The sequence below is a fragment of the Sphingobium sp. AP49 genome, from assembly GCF_000281715.2.
Classification (GTDB): Bacteria; Pseudomonadota; Alphaproteobacteria; order Sphingomonadales; family Sphingomonadaceae; genus Sphingobium.
The window spans coordinates 460984-480359 of record NZ_CP124576.1; the positions used below are offsets into that span (position 1 = coordinate 460984).

The following is a 19376-nucleotide window of genomic DNA, read 5'->3' on the forward strand; positions in this document are numbered from 1 at the left end:
TTCATCTCGCAGATGAAGGGCGGACGCGGGCAAGCGCTATGGCCCAAGGCTTCCTGTTCTGCGGACCTTGCATTCCCGGTCACTGCGTTCCGGACAGCAACATTGTCGGCTCGCCCCCCCCGATCCGACAAAGGGGCGCGAGCAGGGTAAGCAGTCACCTGACAAGACTGTCCAGCTTTATGTATATGCTCGGGCTTGGGTGCAGCTCAGGATTTGAGACCATTTGCCATATTGAGATGTCCGGTCACGACAGGCACCAGGCTGGATGCGAAATGCTTCAGCGACGCTACCTCGCCCGTTGCTGAATAGGCTTTGAGGGCATCGAGCATGCCTCGATGGGCCTTGACCTGCGCGTCAATATAGGCGGCATCGAAGTCGGCCCCCTTCTTGCCCTTGAGAGCATTCAGCGTTTCCTGCTGATCGGGTGTCAGCGCCGGGTTCGGCAGGATAGAGGGAGAGGCGCTGCGGGCAGCATCAGCCAGTTTCGCGCTGGAGTCGCCATGCGCCTTGATCATCGAGGCGGCGAACTTCTTCACCGACGCTGACTGGCTATTGGTCTCGGCCAGCTTGGAGCTCTCGATCTCGAAGGCGTCGCTTGCAGCCGCGACATTGGCAAATTGCTGTCCTTGCGTCTCTGCGACAGGCGCCTGCGCCGCGTTGGCGCTGTTGTACGCCATCGCGCCATTTTCACCGGACATGGTGTCGGCCTTCTTGCCACATCCGCCAAGCGTCAGGGCCGCCAAGGAAATTGCCACGATTGTGAGCTGCGTCTTCATCGATCGTCTCCGGGATTGGTCTGTGTTGGCGCTTCAACCCGTGGCTCTCAAGCGCGTTCCGCTGGAGCCTTCTTTGTCGCTCGTCGTTTGAGGATGGTTCAATCGAAATTTTGGAGGACGCGATATGGGCATCTTCAGCAAGATCAGGGACAAGATTTTCGGACATGCTGACGCGAAGGGGAGCGACAAGACTGCCGCCAACCCGACGAAGAGCAACACACAAGCTCCTGCGCCAACGCCCGCTGCAGCTCCCACCACCTCGCCGGCAGCCCCGGCGGCGACACCGCAACCAGCTTCCTCCGTCGAGGTCGATGTCGGCACGGTCCTCTCGGCAATGGCTCAAGCCAAGGGAGGCGGGGGAAATTATGAAAGCTCGATCGTCGACCTTTTGAAGCTGCTCGACCTTGATTCCAGCCTGACGGCCCGCAAGGAGCTGGCAGACGAGCTTGGCGTGCGGGAAGGCGCAGATGGCAGCGCGGAGCAGAATATCGCGCTTCACAAGGCGGTCATGTCAAAACTGGCTGAAAATGGCGGTCTCGTTCCGGAAAGTTTGCGTCACTGAGAATATTCGCGAAGGTCGGGTACGCAAAATCGATTGCGGCGGCATCCTCTCCAGATATTTGTCACGATAACGGCTCCGCAGTGATGCGGAGCCGTTATTTGCATCACGCGATACCGGCGCCCCCGGTGACGCCATAGACTTCGCCGGTGATATAGCTGCCCTCCTGCGAGGCCAGCAGCACATACACAGGAGCGATTTCGACCGGCTGGCCAGGACGACCGAACTGGCTCTGCTCCCCGAACTTTTTGACCTTTTCCTGCGGCTGCCCCCCGCTGGGTTGCAACACGGTCCAGAATGGGCCGGGCGCGACCACATTGGCCCGGACACCCTTCTCGATCAGTTGTTTTGCAAGCGCCTTGGTATAGGCGACAATGCCTGCTTTGGTCGTGGCATAGTCCAGAAGAATAGCCGACGGCTCATAGGCCTGCACCGATGCGGTGGTGATCACGGATGCGCCAGCTGGAAGATGGGGAACCGCCGCCTGCGTAATCCAGTGCATGGCATAGAGATTGGTCTTGAGCGTGCGATCAAAATCTTCCGAGCTCACGGCCGTGACGTCATCGCGATATTGTTGATGGCCAGCATTGATGACGAGGATGTCGATCCCGCCGAGGCCGGAAAGCGTCTCATCGACAAGCTTGTGGCACCAGCACTCGTCGGTGATGTCGCCCGGTAGCGCGACGGCCTTGCGCCCCTCTCGCTCGATCAGCTCGATCACTTCTCTTGCGTCAGCTTCCTCGCTCGGAAGATAGGAGATGGCGACATCGGCGCCCTCTCGCGCAAAGGCGATGGCCGCAGCCCGCCCGATGCCGCTATCGCCACCGGTAACGAGCGCCTTGCGGCCGCTGAGCTTTCCTGAACCGACATAGCTGTCCTCGCCATGATCAGGTTCGGGATCCATGTTCGCGGCGATGCCCGGAGCAGGTTGCGGTTGCTCGGGGAATGGCGGCCTGGGATATTGCGTGCGTGGATCCTGCATGGTGAGACGCTCTGCCATGTTCGCTCCTTGCTGAGTGCTATGATGGACATTGTCCGGTTCGCCTTTTGAGGCGACAGGGCAATTTACGAGCCGTCCCGGCATCTGGTTCCAATGATCAGGTTGCGTCGATCAGTTTGACGGAGCGCCAGATGAGGGCAGCGGTCGACCTGCTGCCGGGGCGCCATTGCATCACCAGCTGTCGCGACAAGCGCACAGGATATTGAGCTGTCATGGCGACGGGTCGGGCGGTTCTGAGTTTGAGGCCGCGCTCCGCATCCTGATGCGTTGCAGAGGATGGAAGTCCGGGTGGCGTTGAAAAGAGCTTAATTCGCATCAACTTTGACGGCATCCATGGCACTGAACTGCGTCACGGGAATTGCACCGACATGGCTACCGCAATTGCTTTCGTCGGCGCAGGTCCGACTACCATCTATACCTTGAACCAGCTGATCGATTCCCTTGGCAATTTTACTGGCCGGCCTGACGCCAATATCTCCATCTTTGAGGCCCAATCCCAGCCAGGTCTTGGCACCCCATATCGACCAGGCTGGAACGACCCTGCGATGCTGTCCAACATTGCGAGTGTCGAAATTCCCCCTCTGGCTGAGACATTAATCGATTGGCTCGGCCGCCAGGATGACGACCGGCTTCGCGCGCTCGGCATCGATCCATCGGGCGTCGACGAAAGAACCTTCTATCCTCGGCTAGCGCTCGGCCGGTTTTTTCTCGACCAGTTCACCCAACTGGTCGAGCGCGCCCGAGCGAAGGGAATCGATGTCAATGTCCGCGCACGAACGAAAGTGGTCGACATTGAAGCGGTCGGAGATGGCCTGAAGCTGACTGTCGCGTCCGCCCGCCTGCCCCGGTCAGAGGAATGGTTCGACTATGTCGTGCTGGCGACCGGGCATCAGTGGCCCGAAGAGCCCGAAGTGCGGCCCGGCTATTATCTGAGCCCATGGCCGGCAAGCGCGCTCCAGCGGATTGCCGCCACGAAGGTTGGTCTGCGGGGAAGCTCGCTGACAGCAATCGATGCCGTGGTGGCTCTGGCCGTCGCCCATGGCCAGTTCGAAGGCCATGAAGGCGAGGCTCTGACATATCGGTCAAAGGCCGACGGCGACGCGCTTCAATTGACGATGATGTCGCGCAAGGGGCTGCTTCCGGAGGCTGATTTCTATCATCCCATCCCCTACACACCGCTTGCGATCTGCACGCAGGCAGCGGTCATTCATCTGATCGAGGATGGAGAAGGCGATATTCTTCATCGAGCCTATGCGCTTTTCCGGCAGGAGCTGGAGGAGGCTGACCCGGATTATGCGACAGGCATTGCGCTTGCAGACCTCACGCTCGAGCAATTTTCTGATCGCTACTTTGGTGAGCGCGCGGATGTCGATCCGTTCGAATGGGCGCAGGCCAACCTCGCCGAAGCCAGGCGCAATTTCGCCAAGGAGATCACCGTTCCATGGCGCTATGCCATCTTGCGCATGCATGAGGTGATGGCGCTGATCGTCCCGCATCTCGAGGAAGATGAACTTGAGCGGTTTGATCGCTTTCTGAAGCCGATCTTCGTCGACGACTATGCCACGGTACCGCACCTCTCCATCGAACGCCTGATCGCTTTGCATCGGGCGGGTATTTTGGATGTGAAGGCCCTGGGCGAAAATTACAGGATCGATAGTCATGGCGCTGATCGTGGTGCGCATGTGTTGATCGATGGCGAGGATCATCATTATCCTGTGTTCATCGAAGCGACCGGACAGCGTCCGCTCGATGTTGACGCCTTTCCCTTCCCTACAATGATCGAGCAGGACATCGTGCAGAACGCTGCCGATACACAAGGCTGCAGCGTCAAAGGCATTGCGATCGACGAGGGCTATCATCCTGTCTCTGATGACCCGGTGACCCACCGCCTATACTGTCTGAGCCTGCCTTTCATTCTTGGCCGGCATCCGTTTGTCCAGGGCATCACCAGCTCGCATGAGATGGGTCTGGTGGTCGGCGCCGAACTGGCTGCCGCCATCGCGACGCGGGCTTCCCGGACGGCTGTCCGACCCGACCAACAGGCCGGAGCATCGATATGAAGCTTTTTGCAATATATGTGGGCGGCGAGCATCCCAAAGCCCACATCGAAATCCACGATATGCGGTTCGTCGTGGCCGATACGATCAAGGACACCTATGCCGCATTGCGGGAGCAATGGTGGGGAACACCAGGCACGCTTCACATCGATTGCTGGGCCATTATCGATCATGCCGATGGCTATGACGTCACGCTGCGCCCGGAGCGATGGACGGGCGCCGAGAAATTATATTATGTGAACCTAGGGGGATATGATCCGGCGGAATTCACAGAGCAGCATCGCAACATGTTCGTCGTTGCGACCAGCCTGACGCGAGCGAAGGCCAAGGCGATCGAAGCAGGGGTGGGCTGGAAGGACGCCCATCGCGACGACATATATGAAGCCGAGCAGGTTTTCGCGCTCGATGCCCTGATAGGGGAACAGCTCCACAACCATTTGACGCCAAGCATGCCAGCTCGCCCGACACGGTTCACATGCAGCTACAAGCCGCTCAGATAGATGAGCGCCAACGAAAAACGCCGCCCCGTCTGGGGCGGCGCATTCTGACCTTGAAGATTGTCAATCGCCGGTGCCGGGCTTGTCGGTCTTCGGCGGCTTGCCGTCTTCGATCCGCCCCTCATTGCGAAGGTCCCGGCCTTCCTGGGCCTTCTTCTGGCTTTCCGGCGATTTGCCGTGCTCGAAAGCTTCTTCCTTCACGTAACCGGCGGCTTCCTTGGCCTTGCCTTCAATGCTCATGATACTCTCCAATTTCGCCAGGGGCGGATGCCGCCCAACACCAAGATCAATCCCTGGCCAGGCAGGCCGTTCCCGGCCAATCGGCTGACTTTGATCTCGATCAGTACGATTTCGCGAAGAGTTTCCAGCGCGCCGGCATGACTGAGCATGCGTGCCAGGAGGCGGACCTGATGCACGTCGCGATCTACCGGGACCATGTGCGCGTCAATTGCCCGGCAACAAGCCAAGCGGGCGATAGCCATGATGGGGATACACGCCGTTTTAAAGCCCGTGGGCGACGGCGTTGCTCAGGCGCGCCCGAGTGCGGTGAACGCAAGCGTCAGGATCGGCCGTGCCCGCTTGGATGACCCGTCCGACTGTTCGATTGCAGAAACCGGACGTCGCGCCGCGCCGCAGCTACCCATATTCTCCGTTCTATCCCCGGCTTCTTCAGCTGTCTTTTCAGCGCGAACATCCTTGTGCGGCATGGCAGTCTTCCTCTTGGGCCGACCGCGCCATCTCCGATCGCGATTGGCATGGGTTTTCACGCGCTCGGTCGGGCCGGTCAGGCTCGTCGTCCGGTGACGAACTGATAGACCAGAACAATGACGGCGAGAACCAGGAGGAGATGGATCAGACCACCCCCGATCGGGATGACGAACGCGCCCAGAACCCAGAGAACCAGGATGACGAGTAGAATTGTCCACAACATGAAGGGGCTCCTGTTTGTGATTTTGGAGACGTTGCCCGGCCGGTCTTTACCGCAGCCCACGCGCGAGCAGCATGGCAGTGAGCAGCATCGCGCCACCCATTGCGACATATTGCCCGCTGACAGACCGGGTCGGCATATGGTCGTCCGAAAGCTGCAGCTCTTCCGCATCCGAAAACATGCCTATCTGCGGCAGCGGGGCGGGTAGCGTCTCAACGAAATGCATGACGGGGGGAAGGTGCATCGGCTTGGTCTCTCCTTGATGCAATGAACGCCCCAATGTCTGAAATGGTCCATCCTGAGCATCCACTTGTTAAGCGGTATCAGGCTGCAGGCCGGCGGTGATGGCCGCTAAGATGTGCTTCCGGTGACCGGATCATATTTCGGTAAAGCCAGGCTGTTGATCCGATCCAGCATCGTCTGGCTGGGCGCGACGCAACAAATGTCCCAATTCTGTCCCGCCGGATATGCGCCTACCGCCAGAAAGTCCCGGCTCTGCTCAATTGCGCGATGCCCGGTTCCAGCAGGCAGCAGCAACGCGTCGCCGGCTCTGACCTTGATTTCAAATGCCTTGGATCCTCCAAGCGCGAGAATGGCATGACCCGATGCCATCCCCAGCACCTCATGTGCGGTCGAGTGATAATGATCATAATCGTAGATCTGATCACGCCATTCGGGCTCCCAGCCATGTCTCTGAAAGCGTGCCTCGAAAGTTTCGGCCAGATCCGTCCGCTCACCTGGCTCCACTTCGAGATAAAGCTTGACCGGCAGGACGGGATTATTTGGCACCCACCCATTTCGTGGCAAGAGGATCGACTTAGGAACCATGCCTGGTCCCCGATGATATCGAGATGGCGCACCAAAGCTTGGGTGCGGCTTGTTCATGTGGCTGCGACGAATGGCTGCGCTTTCGCGCCGTAAAGAGTACGAACAAGATCGAAAAATGAGCGATGATGCTCATGTCACCATCGCTCCGAACATTTGAAAGGTATCGGTTCTGACTCGCTCGGGCTGCGCGAGACCGGAAACAGGATTTCGAACGACAAATGCCTGTTGGAGGACGCGGCCGCGCCAGCGTCCCGCTCGCGTCAAAGAGCCATCTCGACGATATCCAGGCGATTGTCCTGCGCGTAGATCATCGCGGCCTGCAGGGCATCCATGCGAGAGGCATAGCCCCCATTTTCGAGATTGAGAACAGGGTCTCCCGCCCGCCCGCTCTCGGCACTGACATGCCAGCGGCCCTTTTCCTGCCTGATCGCAACATATTTGAACATGATCGAAGACCTCGAGTGCGGCGCCTTTGGTCCGCCGACAATGCGGCAATCGTCCGATCGTTCCACTATTTCGATTTCGTGTTCCCGGGCACTTTGCGCGGACTGGCAATCGACGCTTCAGTCGCATGTGGAAGCGCCTTTCTGCTCTGACAATATATCCCATCCCGTGAGGAAGAATGCCGCACCGATCGGCCCCACCACGATGCCGCTAAGGCCAAGCGTCTCGATTCCGCCCAGAGTCGTCACCAATATGAGCCAGTCCGGCAGCCCGGTGTCCCGACCAACGAGCATTGGCCGCAGGAGATTGTCGACAAGACCGATCACGAAGACGCCTGAAGCAATCACGGTGATTGCCTGCCAAAGATCGCCCGTCGCAAGCAGATAGGTCGCCACAGGAAGCCATATTATCGCAGGCCCGATCGCTGGCAGCAGGGCCGCAATCGCCATGAGCACCCCCCATAAGAGGGCGGCCGGCATGCCGACTATCCAGAAAGTGGCGGCGCCCAGAACGCCTTGCGCCAGGGCAACGATTCCCGATCCCTTTATCGTCGCGCGCACAACGATCACGAAGCGGGCTACGATCCGATGGGATATGGCCTGTTCGAGAGGTAATCTCTTGATGATCTGAGGTGTCAGCGCCTCCCCATCTCGCAGGAGAAAGAAGCTCACATAGAGACCCACGCCGAAGGAGAGTACGAAAGCAGCAGCATCCGCGCCGATCGTCAGAGCGCGTTGCGTCAACATGCTGGCGCTGGCGCTCAACGCCTGAGAAATCTTTGCCTGCGCTCGTTCGAACGTGCCAAAGCCGGCATTCTCGACCCAATGCTGGATGCGCATCGGCAAGGCAGCATGAACCTGACCAAAATAGGTTGCGAAGTCGATCTGGCCGCTTCTGATCTTTGCGTAAACGCCGCTCGCCTGCTCGACAACGAGGCTTCCAATGATCAGGGCCGGCATGATGACGGCAATGATGATGATGAGCAGCGTCAGCGCTGCCGCCAGATTACGTCGTCCGCGACAATCGGTCAGGATATGCCTGTAAAGCGGCTGAAACAGCAAGGCTGCCAAAGCGGCCCATAGCAATGCCGAGATGAAACCGGAAATAATCAGACCAAGTCCGACCGTCGAGATAGCGATGAAGAGGATCAATCCTCCATTGTCGATACGCTCGCGTGATATCATTCGAAATCCGATCGATCATGGCTGACATGCGCAGTCCGGCTGGCGCCTTGTACGGGAGGAGACAATCCGCCTCTGCCATCCGGCTCGTCTCTGCGGCTTGGGCAAACAGGATGGTCACGCTATGGTGACGATCCTTACCCGACTGTCACGATGCTGCGGCTTGACGACCGCCGTATCTCCGAGGCGGTCGAGCATGATATCCGCTTCTCCCGCCCCCAATGGCAGCGACGCGATGAAAAGACTGTCGAGAAATGTCGGCAAGGTCGGTTGGCGGAAGATGATTTCGTTGGACGACACGTCGAACCCCAGCCCCAGACTGGCCTGAATGAGCGACAGGGGAGCCGCTGCCGACCATGCCTGGGGACTGCAGGCGACCGGATAGAAGGTCGGGCCCTGCGAACGCCGCCGCGGAAAACCACAAAACAGCTCCGGCAGGCGCAGGAGATCAACATAGGTTGCAGCGGCAAAGAGGCCTTCGAAAATCTGCGCCGCCTGACGCTGAAAGCCATATCGCGAAAAGCCCGCGGCAATCAGCGCATTGTCATGTGGCCAGATCGACCCGTTATGATAGCTCATGGGATTATAGCGTTTCTCGGTCGACGCTATCGTCCTTACGCCCCAGCCGGAAAATGAGGCGGGCGCCATCAATGTCGCCACAACCATGGGTGCGCGCTCTGGTCGGGCCAGACCAGTATAAAGGACATGGCCTGCGTTGGAGGAGCGAATGCGACAGGGCTGCTTCTGCCCATCGAGCGCGAGCACATATGTGCCCAGTTCCGCGTCGAAGAAAGTCGCGTCGAAACGATCCTGCAGATCTACGGCTCGAGCGAGATAGGATTCCGAGCGATCCAGATCCCCTTTTGCGCGATAAATGCTGCTCGCCGCCTGCCACGCGCCATAAACATAGGCTTGAACTTCGGCGAGAGCGATCGGGCCTTTGGCGATACTGCCATCAGCATGGAATATGGAATCATGGCTGTCTTTCCAGCCCTGATTCTGCAGGCCCTGATCCGTCAGTCGTCCATATTCAACGAAGCCGTCGCCATCGCGATCGCCATGATTGTCGATCCACTGCAATGCAGACTTGATATTGGGTAATATTCTGGCGAGAAACTGAAGGTCTCCTGTGCGTTCCAGATATGCACCGGCCAGCATGACGAAAAGCGGCGTGGAATCGATGCTGCCATAATAATGGCGGAAAGGAACTTCACCCAGTTCGGCCATTTCGCCATGACGCACTTCATGCAGGATTTTACCTGGCTCGGCATCGGCGGCTGGATCGAAATGCGTCGCTTGGTGCGCGGCGAGATATCCCAGCACGCCTCGACTGATAGCCGGGTCCATCCAGATCGTCTGGAGTGCGGTTATCAGTGCATCCCTGCCGAAAACCGTGCTGAACCAGGGAATGCCTGCATAGGGATATGGCCCATATTCCGTATCGGTGGAGAGCATCGAGATATCGGATACCGAACGTCGCGTCACAGCGTCGAAGAGGTCATTGGACGATCGCATCGATGCGCCGCGGCGGCGCGAAACCTGAAGCGCACGCATGGCCTCGCGCAGGGATTTGAGGAACAGCTTGGGCAGGGGCTGATCAACTTCGCTCACATGTTCGCAGGCAACACGTGCGAACAATGTGCATCGACCGCCGGGAGCAACAGAGACATCGAATAGCGCCTGCTCTGCCGTCAGCTGCGCTGGCGCGGGATCAAAATGGAGATGTGTCGACCGCTCAAGGCCATCACGCCCCTTATATCCCAGCAGGACATCGGCCTCTGCGACCTTGGGCTCGTGCATGGTACCACGGCGCATTCTTGTCATGCCGCGTATCTCGAACAGATCCGCGAAATCGGAAGCGAAGGAGAGGCCCACGGATACTCGGCGCTCTGCAATGTCAAAATTGCGCACGATGATCCGTTCGTAGATCGCGCCGTCCCACAGGAAGCGGCTGCGACGCAGATGGATCAGATCATGCTCCACTTCGACGCGGCCGTCTGATCCGAGGAAATCCGGGTTGGCCAGATCGCAGGTCAACATCGCATTGTCGTCGCGTAGCGCCGAACTCAGCAGTATCGGGCGCATGCCGTTGACCGTGAGATAAAGGTGCGAAAGGTGGCGCGTATCGCGATGATAGAAACCCTCGGGACTGCCGGGCCCGGATATGGCATCGCCGCTATGGTCAAAGACAGCAAAGCTGTCTCCATGCTTGAGTGTGCGTGGCCGACGCTCGTGCAATGAAGCGGCAGCAGGAATGAAGAACTGGGTCTGCGCCTGTGACAGCGCCTGTCCTCCTGCAATGCCGGGCACCCCTGGCTGCGGTTGGGTCAGCGACATGGCGACTCTTATGCGACGATCTGCAATTCCGACTCCTCGCCGCGCTGGCGACGCAGCCAGGCGGCATCCGTACGGGCGCCGGGCAGCCTGTGATATAATGCAGCATAGTCTGCGGCCATCCTGCCAGCCGTGAACCGTGCGTCGAACGCGCCACGCACCCTTGCGCGCTCAAGATGACGAAGTTGGCCCACCGCATCGACCGCCTGGTCCTCGCTGTCCACGATGAAACCCGAGCGCCCATGTTCGATGATCTCGGGCACCGATCCGCATCGGAACGCAATGACCGGTGTCCCACAAGCCATTGCTTCGATCATTACAAGACCGAAAGGCTCGGGCCAGTCGATCGGGAAGAGCAAGGCCCTTGCACCCCCGAGAAAATCCGCTTTCTGCTGTTCGTTGATCTCGCCGATAAAGCGAATATTGGGATAGAGTTTGATGAGGGGCGCGATTTCCTCTTCCCAATAACCCCTATCGACAGCATCGATCTTTGCGGCAATTCGCAGTTCGATGCCGGCCCGGGCTGCGATGCGAATGGCGCGGTCCGGTCTTTTCTCGGGTGAAATGCGCCCGAGGAAAGCGAGATACCCCTCATCGGCGCCGAGGCTCGGCTGTAGCAGATCGACCGGCAGACCATGGTAGATGGTCGCACCCCAATTGACCGGTGGCATGGGATGGCGCTGATGATCGGAGATCGACACGAGACAGTGATCGCCAAAACACCGGTAGAAGGGCGGCAGATCGGGAAGGTCCAGTCGACCATGTAATGTGGTGACGGTACGTCCGATAAAATCCTGGATCATGGGCAGATGCAGAAGATCGATATGGAAATGGAGCGCATCAAACTCGTCGGCCCTTTGCCGCACCGCATCTAGCATCATCATATGATAAGGTATGGTGTCGACGATCCCCGGGGTCAGTCGCAGCGCCGCCGGCGTAATCGGAACAAGCTCAGCCGATGTCTGAGAATCGCCGCTCGCGAACAAGGTCACTTCATGCCCCTGATGCACTAACGCCTCGGTGAGATAGGAGACGATCCGTTCGGTACCCCCATAAAGCTTGGGCGGCACACTTTCAGCAAGGGGAGCGATTTGAGCGATCTTCATGCGGCTATCCTCTACCGGAGATAGGCCTCGTTCATCCCCCTGAGCACGAGCCGCAAAGTAAAACCGCGCAAATGCCTAAAGTTGCATTGCAGCAATAATAAAAAATACAATCCAATACCGAAATGATTTCGAGTATTGATGTAGATCAATCACGACAATTTTACTCTTCCGGAAAATCCTCGTCCTCACCTGCGGCCATTTGCTCACGCGCTATTTCGGCGGCACGCAGGAGGGAAAGGCCCGTCCCCTCTGCTGCATTGGCTGTCAGCGTTATTGCGATACCGTTCGGACCATCCAGCATGATCAATCCGGCGTGGGCTGAGGCAATGCCGGCTTCTTCATGAATACCCGGGGTAGGCATAACGGCTCTGCTCCTTCTCAAGGACACAAGAACGATATGCCACCAGTGGCGGTTCCGTCAGTTCTGGTCGTCGAGGAACAGGTAGGCAGGATCAAATTCGCCCAACCGCGCCAGACCTCTCAGATCACGGATCTCAACATCATGGCGGTGGATTGCCAGGAGATTGCGATCTTTGAGTTCACGCAGCATCCGGTTCATATGAACCGGTGTGATCCCGCACGCCTCCCCCAGGTCAGCCTGGGTCATCGGGAGTGTAAAATGTGCCCCATCACTTCGCCCGATCGCGCGCAATTTCGCTTCGATTTCGCAGAAGAAGTGGCTGACCCGGGCAACCGCATCGAGACGACCAAGGCGAAATATCCATTCGCGATGCATGGCGGCATCGAGGAGCGTGCTGAACCACAATAATTTTGTGAGTGCCGGGCGCGTCGCGACAAGATGATCGAGCGCAACATGAGGCACCAATGCCACTCGACAGGCGGTCAGGGTGGCGAGGTCATGATCAAGATGCCCCAGCGGGTAGCCATGAAGATCGACAAAGTCACCTGCCACATGGACGGCAACCAGCTGCCGGTCTCCTTGCCGGTCGTCCATGTATCGGCACATGAAGCCTTCGATGAGATAGGTGCTCATGGTGACCTTTTGATCGCGAGATATGAAGGTCTTGCGGGCAGGCAAGGTCCTCAGATCGGTCACCATAGCCTCAAGTTCGCCAAGGTCGTGGGCACTCAGCAACTCACGCCTGCGACCGCGCAGAAAGTCGGCAAACACCATCATCATATCCAGCATTGCAAAATGGATGGTCAACGCATTCGCACATCACCAATGAAGGGTCGAGCGCAAAGGATCCCTCGAACTTCGTGCCCATTGACCTGTCAACAGCCGCGCGGATGACATCGGAGTGCCAGATTAATGAGCAGTAAGGGCAACCGGTTCGCGGTCAGTCAAAAGGGTGCAACAATCAATGAACTAAAAACCCTGCATCTTTCGATGCAGGGCTAGGGGGGCCGCAAATCAATGACTTGCCAAACAATAACCTGTGAACGCCCGCTTTGTATCCACGGAAATATCATGCTCCATGATATTCTTGTGGATGCACGCTATCGAGGTCGAACCTTCTGATTTCGATCGCTCTGCCAATCCATCCGGAATCCAACAGGCAACATGTCAGAAGTCGTTTGAATTATCCGTGTCAGTGCGCTTTCGCGTCTGCTTGTAGCTGACTGCAGGGCTGTTCGTCGCCATGGACGGCTTGGTCTTGCAGGCAGATTGCGCGGTTTGCGCCACCGTTTTCTCGAAGGTCCGCTTGAGGAGCCACCCCACTGCGAAAGTGACCGTCGCAGTGACGGCGGCACGTGCTGCGGTTTCCGCGATCCCGATCTTCACCGCATCCTGCATCGCCTCATCACGAGACTTGCCGAACGCCCGGTTCTGCATGGCTTTCTTAGGAAAAATCATCGACCCTCACCCTCTTGAAATATTGGCGGCGGCCACATTGCCGCCGATACTCGAACCCGTTCAGCGCGATGGCGCATCTGCAAATGCGTCCAGGAGCGCAGCACAAAATGCCGGCAGATCATCAGGACTGCGACTGGTGATGCATTGGCCATCAATCACGACTTCCTGATCTACCCAGCGACCGCCGGCATTTTTGATGTCGGTCTTGATCGAGGGGAAGGAGGTGAGCGAATGACCATTGGCAATCCCGGCTTCAATCAGAAGCCAGGGCGCGTGGCAGATCGCGCCAATTGGTTTTCCAGCATCGAAAATTGCCTTAACGAAGGCAATCGCGTCGCGGCTGGCCCGCAATTTGTCGGCCCCCACGCTGCCGCCGGGAATGACCAGGCCATCGAAACATGCTGGATCTGCCTCGGAAAAGTTCATGTCGACGGCATATTCGCCGCCTGGATCCAGATCGTGAACATTGGTCTGTGCCTGGCCAGATTGAAGGCCAATCACCTGGACGCGCGCTCCGGCCTTCTTGAGGGCGTTCATGGGCTCAACAAACTCGACTTCTTCCGTACCGCGCGGAGCGATGAGAAGGGCGATCGTACGGCCGCTGAGCGACATGGCGACTCCTTTGGAATAATTTCTCTGGGTGTGCGGATGACCAGTCAACGGCCAGAAGCGTCGCAGGATCCGATCGCCGCAAACATAAGCCTCGTGCTGCAAGACACCCGGGCGATCGGCCACTTGCACCCATGGACAATGACCGGGAACCGTGGCGGCCCGAGCGCAACTGCAGTTGGCCAGCTCCTGTGCTCGACGCCCTTACATACGCCTTGCGGCACCGCGAACGGGAAAAATCCGGAACCACGTCGCTCCAACAGAGATTGGAGAGGTTATGGAGACGTGAGAGGAACGAACATGTGGATATTCGTCCTAGCTATCGCGACGATGGCACAACCGCAAACCACGACGACACAGGGCAATGGTCACCATGCGGATGACGAGCGACGCTTGGAAACCGAGCGTCCCAGGAACACGCCGGTTCATGGCCAAGACGGATCGCAGCGTACCGATGCCCCGCCAGTTGAACGGACGGGACCTGCAGAAAACAGGGACGCTGATGGAGCCTTGATGCCCGGCGCGCCGGGGACGAACAATCCGGCCATTCCCGACGACTGAGCCACTCATTCCAAGGATGGCTCCTTCGGACTGATTTCCAAGCGCAGCATCGAAGGCGATGCCACAGCCCTTTGAGGGCTCCGACAGGCGCAGTCGCTATCTCCTTGGCAAATCGGCGCAACAGACCAGACCCGATTGATGACCATAGGCTCACCGATGCCGACCACCCCTCGGCGAGATGTTGTGCGGCGTTGGCATGATCGAAGGGCTGGTCTGGCGATGAGATCATGAAAGCGAGAAGCGACCCGAAATCGCAAGCGGATGATCAAGATCTCTTGCTGGCCGGGATAGCCGATTGATCCATCGGGACCTGCGGACGAAAGATGTTTGCTCTAAAGGTTGGCCTGCTCCTCCTGCGACAGTTTGGCATCAGGTGGATAATAAAGTTCAGCGCATTCCTTTCGCAGACATCCACCCTCTATCGAGATATCGTCGCGATATGATTCCGAGACAAAATCTAGCGTGTCGACATGCCTGGCCTCGAAATACATCTGATGAACATCATCCCGCCCGGCCCCATAAACAACCCTGCCGACCTTTGCCCAGATCGACGCCATTGTGCACATTCCACATGGCTGAAGCGTCGAGTAAAGCGTTGCGCCGCGCAGTTCCATCTCACCAACGCTCTCGCATCCGCGCCTGATCGCCATCATTTCGGCGTGGGCTGTCGCATCGGGCAGTTCCTGGGTCTGATTGCGCTCGCCGGCGATTATCCTGCCATTCAACACGATCACGCAGCCCAGAGGTGACGTGGCAGGGTCGGTTCCTTTCGAGCGCGCGATCGCGATAGCCTCGCGCATCCACTCTTCGTCTTCAGGCTGGATCATCTGGTCTTCCGCTCCCGTATAATTCCTCATGCAACTAGCGATGCTCGCATCACGAAGGCTGCTGACAAGCGCCGCCTGTCGGAGCAAGAACGTCATCCGGAAAGAATCTGTCTCGCCAATGGGCGGGCGGCACACAAAAAGCGCCGTTCAATTGCGCGACTGGCGCACTTGAACGGCGCTTGATCTCAGGCGAGATCGCGAATCTTGGGCTCTCGCGCCCAGTGTCGCTTGGGGCCCAGTTCCAGCAGCATCTCGTTTGGAATGACACCGTCATCCTTTTCTACGCCTGCCTTGTCGAGGATGATCTGCGTACCGGGGCAATGGGCGATGGTTTTGCAATGCCCATAGGCGTCCATGAACCACTGGACTGCAGCGCCCTGCTTCGACAATGCTTCCGCATTCTCAGGCATGAGCACGGACGCGATCGCATCGAACAGCACGGAAGGCGAGCCGTCGAGCTTGCCGTCAGCTTCGAGCGTTCCACCCTTTACCTTGAGGGCACCGACCCTGGGCGCAACGAGAAAGACGCTTCCGCCTGCTTTCTCCACGCCTGTCTTGAGCTTCTCCACCATTGCCTTGTCGGACCCCTCGGCAAACAGGATCCCCACCTTTTTACCCACAAAGCCATCCTTGGCGTTCTTCTGGATGGAGAGGGCATCGGAGACGGGCATCTCCACAAGCTCTCGGGCTGCGGGCGCCTTTTCAGGCAAGTCGATCGCAAGTCCATCAGCGACACGTTCTGCCAGTTTTTCATCAATGTTTCGCAGGCGCGCGAGAACGCGAAGCCGCACATGGGGCATGGCCACCTTCGAGAGCTCGAAAACAATGGCTGACGCGATGTGCGCCTGCTCGTTCTGTGTCTGTGACAAATAGAACATCCGAGCCTGACTATAATGGTCGGCAAATGCATCCGCACGTATCCGCATCTTGTCGGCGGGATCGTTGCGCTCGTCATTGTCGCTGAAGGACGTGAACCCGGTTTCGGGCGCTACGCGCGGACCGCTATCCTCGCCCGCTTCATTCAAGCTGTTGGGTTCGTAATTGGCGCGTCCTTTCGGGACCAGCGTCTGCATCAACCCGTCGCGCTGCATATTGTGGAACGGGCATTTTGGCGCGTTGATCGGAATTTGGTGGAAGTTGGTCGTCCCCAGACGCGATTTTTGCGTATCGAGATAGGAGAACAGCCGCCCCTGAAGCAGGGGGTCATTCGAGAAATCGATGCCGGAGATGACATTGCTTGGGAGGAAGGCAACCTGCTCGGTCTCGGCGAAGAAATTGTCGACATTCCTGTTGAGCGTCAGGCGCCCGATGATCTCGACGGGAATATCTTCTTCAGGGATCAGTTTTGTCGAGTCCAGCACATCATATGGCTGTTTTGCAGCCCAAGCCTCGTCGAAAATCTGGACGCCAAGATCCCAGGCGGGATAATCGCCGCTGGCGATTGCCTCGTAAAGATCGCGACGATGGAAATCTGGGTCGGCGCCTGCCGTCTTCACAGCCTCGTCCCAAACCTGAGAAGCAACACCCAGAACCGGCTTCCAGTGGAACTTCACGAACTTGCCGTCGCCATTTTCGTTGATGAAGCGGAAGCTATGGACGCCAAATCCTTCCATCATCCGCAAAGACCGAGGGATGGCACGATCGGACATGGCCCACATGATCATGTGCATGGTCTCGGGCATGAGCGAAACGAAGTCCCAGAACGTGTCATGGGCACTCGCAGCCTGGGGATAGCCCCGATCCGCTTCCATTTTGACCGAATGGATAAGATCAGGAAATTTCATGGCATCCTGAATGAAGAACACCGGGATGTTATTGCCTACCAGATCCCAGTTGCCGGCTTCCGTGTAGAATTTCACTGCGAAGCCTCGGACGTCGCGCGGCGTGTCGACGGAACCAGCGCCACCGGCCACGGTCGAAAAGCGAACGAACACGGGGCAGGTACCGCCCTTCTTCTGGAAAATACTCGCCTTGGTCACATCGGGAATGGCCTTTGTGCACTCAAAAATTCCATGGGCACCAGAACCGCGAGCATGGACAATCCGCTCAGGAATGCGTTCATGATCGAAGTGGAAGATTTTCTCGCGCAGCACGAAGTCTTCCAGCAGCGTAGGACCTCGCGCGCCTGCCTTCAGACTGTTTTGATTATCCGCGATCCGATGCCCGAAATTGTCCGTCAGGGCGTCCCCTGGTCGATCTGACTGCAATCGCTGCTGCGTTTCCCCGCCTTCTCCGACGCTGGTCTCATAATCGGGACTTCCGACCCCGGGCCGGTGATCAGCAAGACCATTTTCCAGAGCAGCGTCATCCTTCGAACCCGAAGCGGCCATATCAACTCTCCCTGAAGATCGCATAAGGCTGCGAATGCCGCAGCAGACAGCTCTCTAACCGGAAGGGGGGAACTGGGTTCCGGCATTCCACAAGAAGATGTCCAGAACCAATCTGGATCAATATGAATATGCTCTGGCGCCCGCGCAGCACCCGACTGCCTCTGATCAGCTAGAGTTTGCTCGAACGACGCATAGTGCCCGCAATCAGTTTGTTGTTAACGCAGGCCCGGTTCATTCCCGGCGCCTCATATGACCAAGCGGCCGCAACCTCGTCTCCGCTCGATAGGCGACTTGCTGTGTGAACGGCATCTTCCAGATTCACATAATGTCCGGGCAATCGAGAGACAGCTCGCCCAAACGATCCGACCAAGCTTGGTAAGCTGTCATCTTGGGTCGCGCGAAGCGACAGATATGAGAATGAAGGCTCGGAAACGCGCAATGGCGAACCATTCTTGCCGAAACAGCTCCTGGCGAAGAAACTATCGGCTGGGTTGTGACTTTGCACTTCAAGATCGCGTCTCGAATTTGAAAGTCACATATGCTCATTCGTGCTGGCTATGAACTGGTTCTGGAAACGGGCGCTCCTACGCCATTGATTTCCCTCCTCACGATCCGGCCATCCAGATTTCCCGATCTTCGCACGCCTCACAGGATCAGGACGAGCGCCCCGATCCCGACCCATGACTACCGCGACACGTTCGGCAACATTTGCACTCGCATGACCCTGCCGGCAGGCCGTACCACTCTGTCATGCGATTTCACGATTGCCGATAGCGGCTTGCATGATCGTCAGATTCCATCGGCAATCCAGCATGAAGTCCGGGATCTGCCCTCGGATGTCCTAATCTATCTCATGGGCAGTCGCTATTGCGAGACCGATCTCCTCTGCCAGAAAGCCTGGTATCATTTCGGTCATATCGCGCCGGGATGGGAGCGGGTGCAGTCCATCGTCGATTTCGTGCATCAGCATCTGACCTATGGCTATCGATATGCGCGGTGCACCAGGACCGCCTGGGAAGCATATAATGAGCGGGTCGGCGTATGCCGGGACTTTGCCCATCTTGCGGTGGCCTTGTGCCGGTGCATGAATATTCCTGCACGCTACTGCAGCGGATATCTTGGCGATATCGGCGTCGATCCAGTTGATGGCCCGATGGACTTCCATGCTTGGTTCGAGGTGTATCTCGGTGGAGAGTGGCACAGTTTCGACGCTAGGCATCGCATCCCCCGCATAGGGCGAATCCTGATGGCGTGCGGACGGGACGCAGCCGATACCGCTTTGACAACGGCGTTCGGATCGATGCGCCTGGCCGCCTTCAAAGTCCATACCGATGAGGTAATGCAGGCCGGGCAGGATGTGGCCACTCCGCTGACCATTGCCGCCTGACAAGAGGTCTGCCGCCATTGCTTGGGCGCAGCAGGCACGCGCCTGCGTGGCCTATATGTTCGCGATAGATTGCGTTATGCAGGACGATGGACGGAAAGGCGCGTTACAGCCTCAACTGGCGATCGCCTTCTGA

The 19376-nt window shown here is 58.1% G+C and carries 21 protein-coding genes; 5 read left to right on the forward strand and 16 right to left on the reverse strand.

Features of this window, described 5'->3' with window-relative positions:
* Nucleotides 1-206: 206 nt before the first annotated feature.
* Nucleotides 207-776, reverse strand: coding sequence for a DUF4142 domain-containing protein (locus PMI04_RS02215; RefSeq protein WP_007711022.1), 570 nt, complete (start codon nt 774-776; stop codon nt 207-209).
* 124 nt (nt 777-900) lie between these two features.
* Here PMI04_RS02215 and PMI04_RS02220 point away from each other — a divergent pair, with 124 nt between their 5' ends.
* Complete coding sequence (locus PMI04_RS02220) at nt 901-1338, forward strand: DUF3597 family protein (protein WP_007711019.1); 438 nt, start codon at nt 901-903, stop codon at nt 1336-1338.
* 103 nt (nt 1339-1441) lie between these two features.
* On the opposite strand, the gene PMI04_RS02225 is transcribed toward PMI04_RS02220, so the two are convergent.
* Nucleotides 1442-2335, reverse strand: coding sequence for an SDR family oxidoreductase (locus PMI04_RS02225; protein ID WP_007711016.1), 894 nt, complete (start codon nt 2333-2335; stop codon nt 1442-1444).
* Between the two features lie 368 nt (nt 2336-2703).
* On the opposite strand from PMI04_RS02225, the gene PMI04_RS02230 reads away from it, so the two are divergent.
* Entirely contained in the window at nt 2704-4395 is a 1692-nt protein-coding gene (locus tag PMI04_RS02230; RefSeq protein ID WP_007711013.1) for an FAD/NAD(P)-binding protein, read from the forward strand.
* 17 nt (nt 4396-4412) lie between these two features.
* On the forward strand, nt 4413-4892 hold the full coding sequence (locus PMI04_RS02235; protein ID WP_238535929.1) for a DUF1543 domain-containing protein: 480 nt from the start codon (nt 4413-4415) through the stop codon (nt 4890-4892).
* A gap of 60 nt (nt 4893-4952) precedes the next feature.
* On the opposite strand, the gene PMI04_RS02240 is transcribed toward PMI04_RS02235, so the two are convergent.
* The 12 genes from PMI04_RS02240 to PMI04_RS02295 all read right to left on the reverse strand — a co-directional run bounded on the left by PMI04_RS02240 (nt 4953) and on the right by PMI04_RS02295 (nt 14141).
* Nucleotides 4953-5129, reverse strand: coding sequence for a hypothetical protein (locus tag PMI04_RS02240; RefSeq protein ID WP_007711008.1), 177 nt, complete (start codon nt 5127-5129; stop codon nt 4953-4955).
* A 544-nt stretch (nt 5130-5673) separates the two neighbouring features.
* Complete coding sequence (locus PMI04_RS02245) at nt 5674-5820, reverse strand: lmo0937 family membrane protein (RefSeq protein WP_007711003.1); 147 nt, start codon at nt 5818-5820, stop codon at nt 5674-5676.
* A gap of 46 nt (nt 5821-5866) precedes the next feature.
* Nucleotides 5867-6061 (reverse strand): hypothetical protein, encoded by a 195-nt coding sequence (locus tag PMI04_RS02250; RefSeq protein ID WP_007711000.1) that lies wholly within the window; start codon nt 6059-6061, stop codon nt 5867-5869.
* 107 nt (nt 6062-6168) lie between these two features.
* Nucleotides 6169-6645, reverse strand: coding sequence for a hypothetical protein (locus tag PMI04_RS02255; RefSeq protein WP_007710998.1), 477 nt, complete (start codon nt 6643-6645; stop codon nt 6169-6171).
* A gap of 260 nt (nt 6646-6905) precedes the next feature.
* Nucleotides 6906-7091 (reverse strand): hypothetical protein, encoded by a 186-nt coding sequence (locus PMI04_RS02260; RefSeq protein ID WP_007710994.1) that lies wholly within the window; start codon nt 7089-7091, stop codon nt 6906-6908.
* Nucleotides 7092-7208: 117 nt separating this feature from the next.
* Entirely contained in the window at nt 7209-8273 is a 1065-nt protein-coding gene (locus PMI04_RS02265) for an AI-2E family transporter (RefSeq protein WP_007710991.1), read from the reverse strand.
* A gap of 114 nt (nt 8274-8387) precedes the next feature.
* Nucleotides 8388-10607, reverse strand: coding sequence for an amylo-alpha-1,6-glucosidase (locus PMI04_RS02270; protein WP_007710989.1), 2220 nt, complete (start codon nt 10605-10607; stop codon nt 8388-8390).
* An 8-nt stretch (nt 10608-10615) separates the two neighbouring features.
* Nucleotides 10616-11710, reverse strand: coding sequence for a glycosyltransferase family 4 protein (locus PMI04_RS02275; RefSeq protein ID WP_007710986.1), 1095 nt, complete (start codon nt 11708-11710; stop codon nt 10616-10618).
* A gap of 160 nt (nt 11711-11870) precedes the next feature.
* On the reverse strand, nt 11871-12071 hold the full coding sequence (locus tag PMI04_RS02280) for a hypothetical protein (protein ID WP_007710982.1): 201 nt from the start codon (nt 12069-12071) through the stop codon (nt 11871-11873).
* 57 nt (nt 12072-12128) lie between these two features.
* Entirely contained in the window at nt 12129-12845 is a 717-nt protein-coding gene (locus tag PMI04_RS02285) for a Crp/Fnr family transcriptional regulator (protein ID WP_007710979.1), read from the reverse strand.
* Nucleotides 12846-13238: 393 nt separating this feature from the next.
* Nucleotides 13239-13529: a hypothetical protein gene (locus PMI04_RS02290; protein WP_007710974.1), complete on the reverse strand. Its 291-nt coding sequence runs from the start codon at nt 13527-13529 to the stop codon at nt 13239-13241.
* A 60-nt stretch (nt 13530-13589) separates the two neighbouring features.
* Nucleotides 13590-14141 (reverse strand): type 1 glutamine amidotransferase domain-containing protein, encoded by a 552-nt coding sequence (locus PMI04_RS02295; protein WP_007710972.1) that lies wholly within the window; start codon nt 14139-14141, stop codon nt 13590-13592.
* A 297-nt stretch (nt 14142-14438) separates the two neighbouring features.
* On the opposite strand from PMI04_RS02295, the gene PMI04_RS02300 reads away from it, so the two are divergent.
* Nucleotides 14439-14699: a hypothetical protein gene (locus tag PMI04_RS02300; RefSeq protein WP_081491019.1), complete on the forward strand. Its 261-nt coding sequence runs from the start codon at nt 14439-14441 to the stop codon at nt 14697-14699.
* 332 nt (nt 14700-15031) lie between these two features.
* On the opposite strand, the gene PMI04_RS02305 is transcribed toward PMI04_RS02300, so the two are convergent.
* Together PMI04_RS02305 and PMI04_RS02310 are read right to left on the reverse strand one after the other, a co-directional pair.
* The gene (locus tag PMI04_RS02305; RefSeq protein WP_007710970.1) at nt 15032-15526 is read right to left on the reverse strand and encodes a nucleoside deaminase; all 495 of its coding nucleotides are present in this window, start codon (nt 15524-15526) and stop codon (nt 15032-15034) included.
* A 185-nt stretch (nt 15527-15711) separates the two neighbouring features.
* The gene (locus PMI04_RS02310; protein ID WP_007710968.1) at nt 15712-17856 is read right to left on the reverse strand and encodes a catalase; all 2145 of its coding nucleotides are present in this window, start codon (nt 17854-17856) and stop codon (nt 15712-15714) included.
* A 538-nt stretch (nt 17857-18394) separates the two neighbouring features.
* On the opposite strand from PMI04_RS02310, the gene PMI04_RS02315 reads away from it, so the two are divergent.
* Nucleotides 18395-19243: a transglutaminase family protein gene (locus tag PMI04_RS02315; protein ID WP_007710966.1), complete on the forward strand. Its 849-nt coding sequence runs from the start codon at nt 18395-18397 to the stop codon at nt 19241-19243.
* Nucleotides 19244-19376: the final 133 nt, after the last annotated feature.

What these genes read in the sequence shown, in the direction of transcription:
- PMI04_RS02275 (WP_007710986.1), bottom strand. Translation starts at nt 11,710, where the DNA reads ATGAAGATCGCTCAAATCGCTCCCCTTGCTGAAAGTGTGCCGCCCAAG.
- PMI04_RS02245 (WP_007711003.1), bottom strand. Translation starts at nt 5,820, where the DNA reads ATGTTGTGGACAATTCTACTCGTCATCCTGGTTCTCTGGGTTCTGGGC.
- PMI04_RS02305 (WP_007710970.1), bottom strand. Translation starts at nt 15,526, where the DNA reads ATGATCCAGCCTGAAGACGAAGAGTGGATGCGCGAGGCTATCGCGATC.
- PMI04_RS02255 (WP_007710998.1), bottom strand. Translation starts at nt 6,645, where the DNA reads ATGGTTCCTAAGTCGATCCTCTTGCCACGAAATGGGTGGGTGCCAAAT.
- PMI04_RS02240 (WP_007711008.1), bottom strand. Translation starts at nt 5,129, where the DNA reads ATGAGCATTGAAGGCAAGGCCAAGGAAGCCGCCGGTTACGTGAAGGAA.
- PMI04_RS02290 (WP_007710974.1), bottom strand. Translation starts at nt 13,529, where the DNA reads ATGATTTTTCCTAAGAAAGCCATGCAGAACCGGGCGTTCGGCAAGTCT.
- PMI04_RS02250 (WP_007711000.1), bottom strand. Translation starts at nt 6,061, where the DNA reads ATGCACCTTCCCCCCGTCATGCATTTCGTTGAGACGCTACCCGCCCCG.
- PMI04_RS02230 (WP_007711013.1), top strand. Translation starts at nt 2,704, where the DNA reads ATGGCTACCGCAATTGCTTTCGTCGGCGCAGGTCCGACTACCATCTAT.
- PMI04_RS02300 (WP_081491019.1), top strand. Translation starts at nt 14,439, where the DNA reads ATGTGGATATTCGTCCTAGCTATCGCGACGATGGCACAACCGCAAACC.
- PMI04_RS02295 (WP_007710972.1), bottom strand. Translation starts at nt 14,141, where the DNA reads ATGTCGCTCAGCGGCCGTACGATCGCCCTTCTCATCGCTCCGCGCGGT.
- PMI04_RS02220 (WP_007711019.1), top strand. Translation starts at nt 901, where the DNA reads ATGGGCATCTTCAGCAAGATCAGGGACAAGATTTTCGGACATGCTGAC.
- PMI04_RS02310 (WP_007710968.1), bottom strand. Translation starts at nt 17,856, where the DNA reads ATGGCCGCTTCGGGTTCGAAGGATGACGCTGCTCTGGAAAATGGTCTT.
- PMI04_RS02260 (WP_007710994.1), bottom strand. Translation starts at nt 7,091, where the DNA reads ATGTTCAAATATGTTGCGATCAGGCAGGAAAAGGGCCGCTGGCATGTC.
- PMI04_RS02280 (WP_007710982.1), bottom strand. Translation starts at nt 12,071, where the DNA reads ATGCCTACCCCGGGTATTCATGAAGAAGCCGGCATTGCCTCAGCCCAC.
- PMI04_RS02285 (WP_007710979.1), bottom strand. Translation starts at nt 12,845, where the DNA reads ATGGTGTTTGCCGACTTTCTGCGCGGTCGCAGGCGTGAGTTGCTGAGT.
- PMI04_RS02270 (WP_007710989.1), bottom strand. Translation starts at nt 10,607, where the DNA reads ATGTCGCTGACCCAACCGCAGCCAGGGGTGCCCGGCATTGCAGGAGGA.
- PMI04_RS02315 (WP_007710966.1), top strand. Translation starts at nt 18,395, where the DNA reads ATGCTCATTCGTGCTGGCTATGAACTGGTTCTGGAAACGGGCGCTCCT.
- PMI04_RS02225 (WP_007711016.1), bottom strand. Translation starts at nt 2,335, where the DNA reads ATGGCAGAGCGTCTCACCATGCAGGATCCACGCACGCAATATCCCAGG.
- PMI04_RS02265 (WP_007710991.1), bottom strand. Translation starts at nt 8,273, where the DNA reads ATGATATCACGCGAGCGTATCGACAATGGAGGATTGATCCTCTTCATC.
- PMI04_RS02215 (WP_007711022.1), bottom strand. Translation starts at nt 776, where the DNA reads ATGAAGACGCAGCTCACAATCGTGGCAATTTCCTTGGCGGCCCTGACG.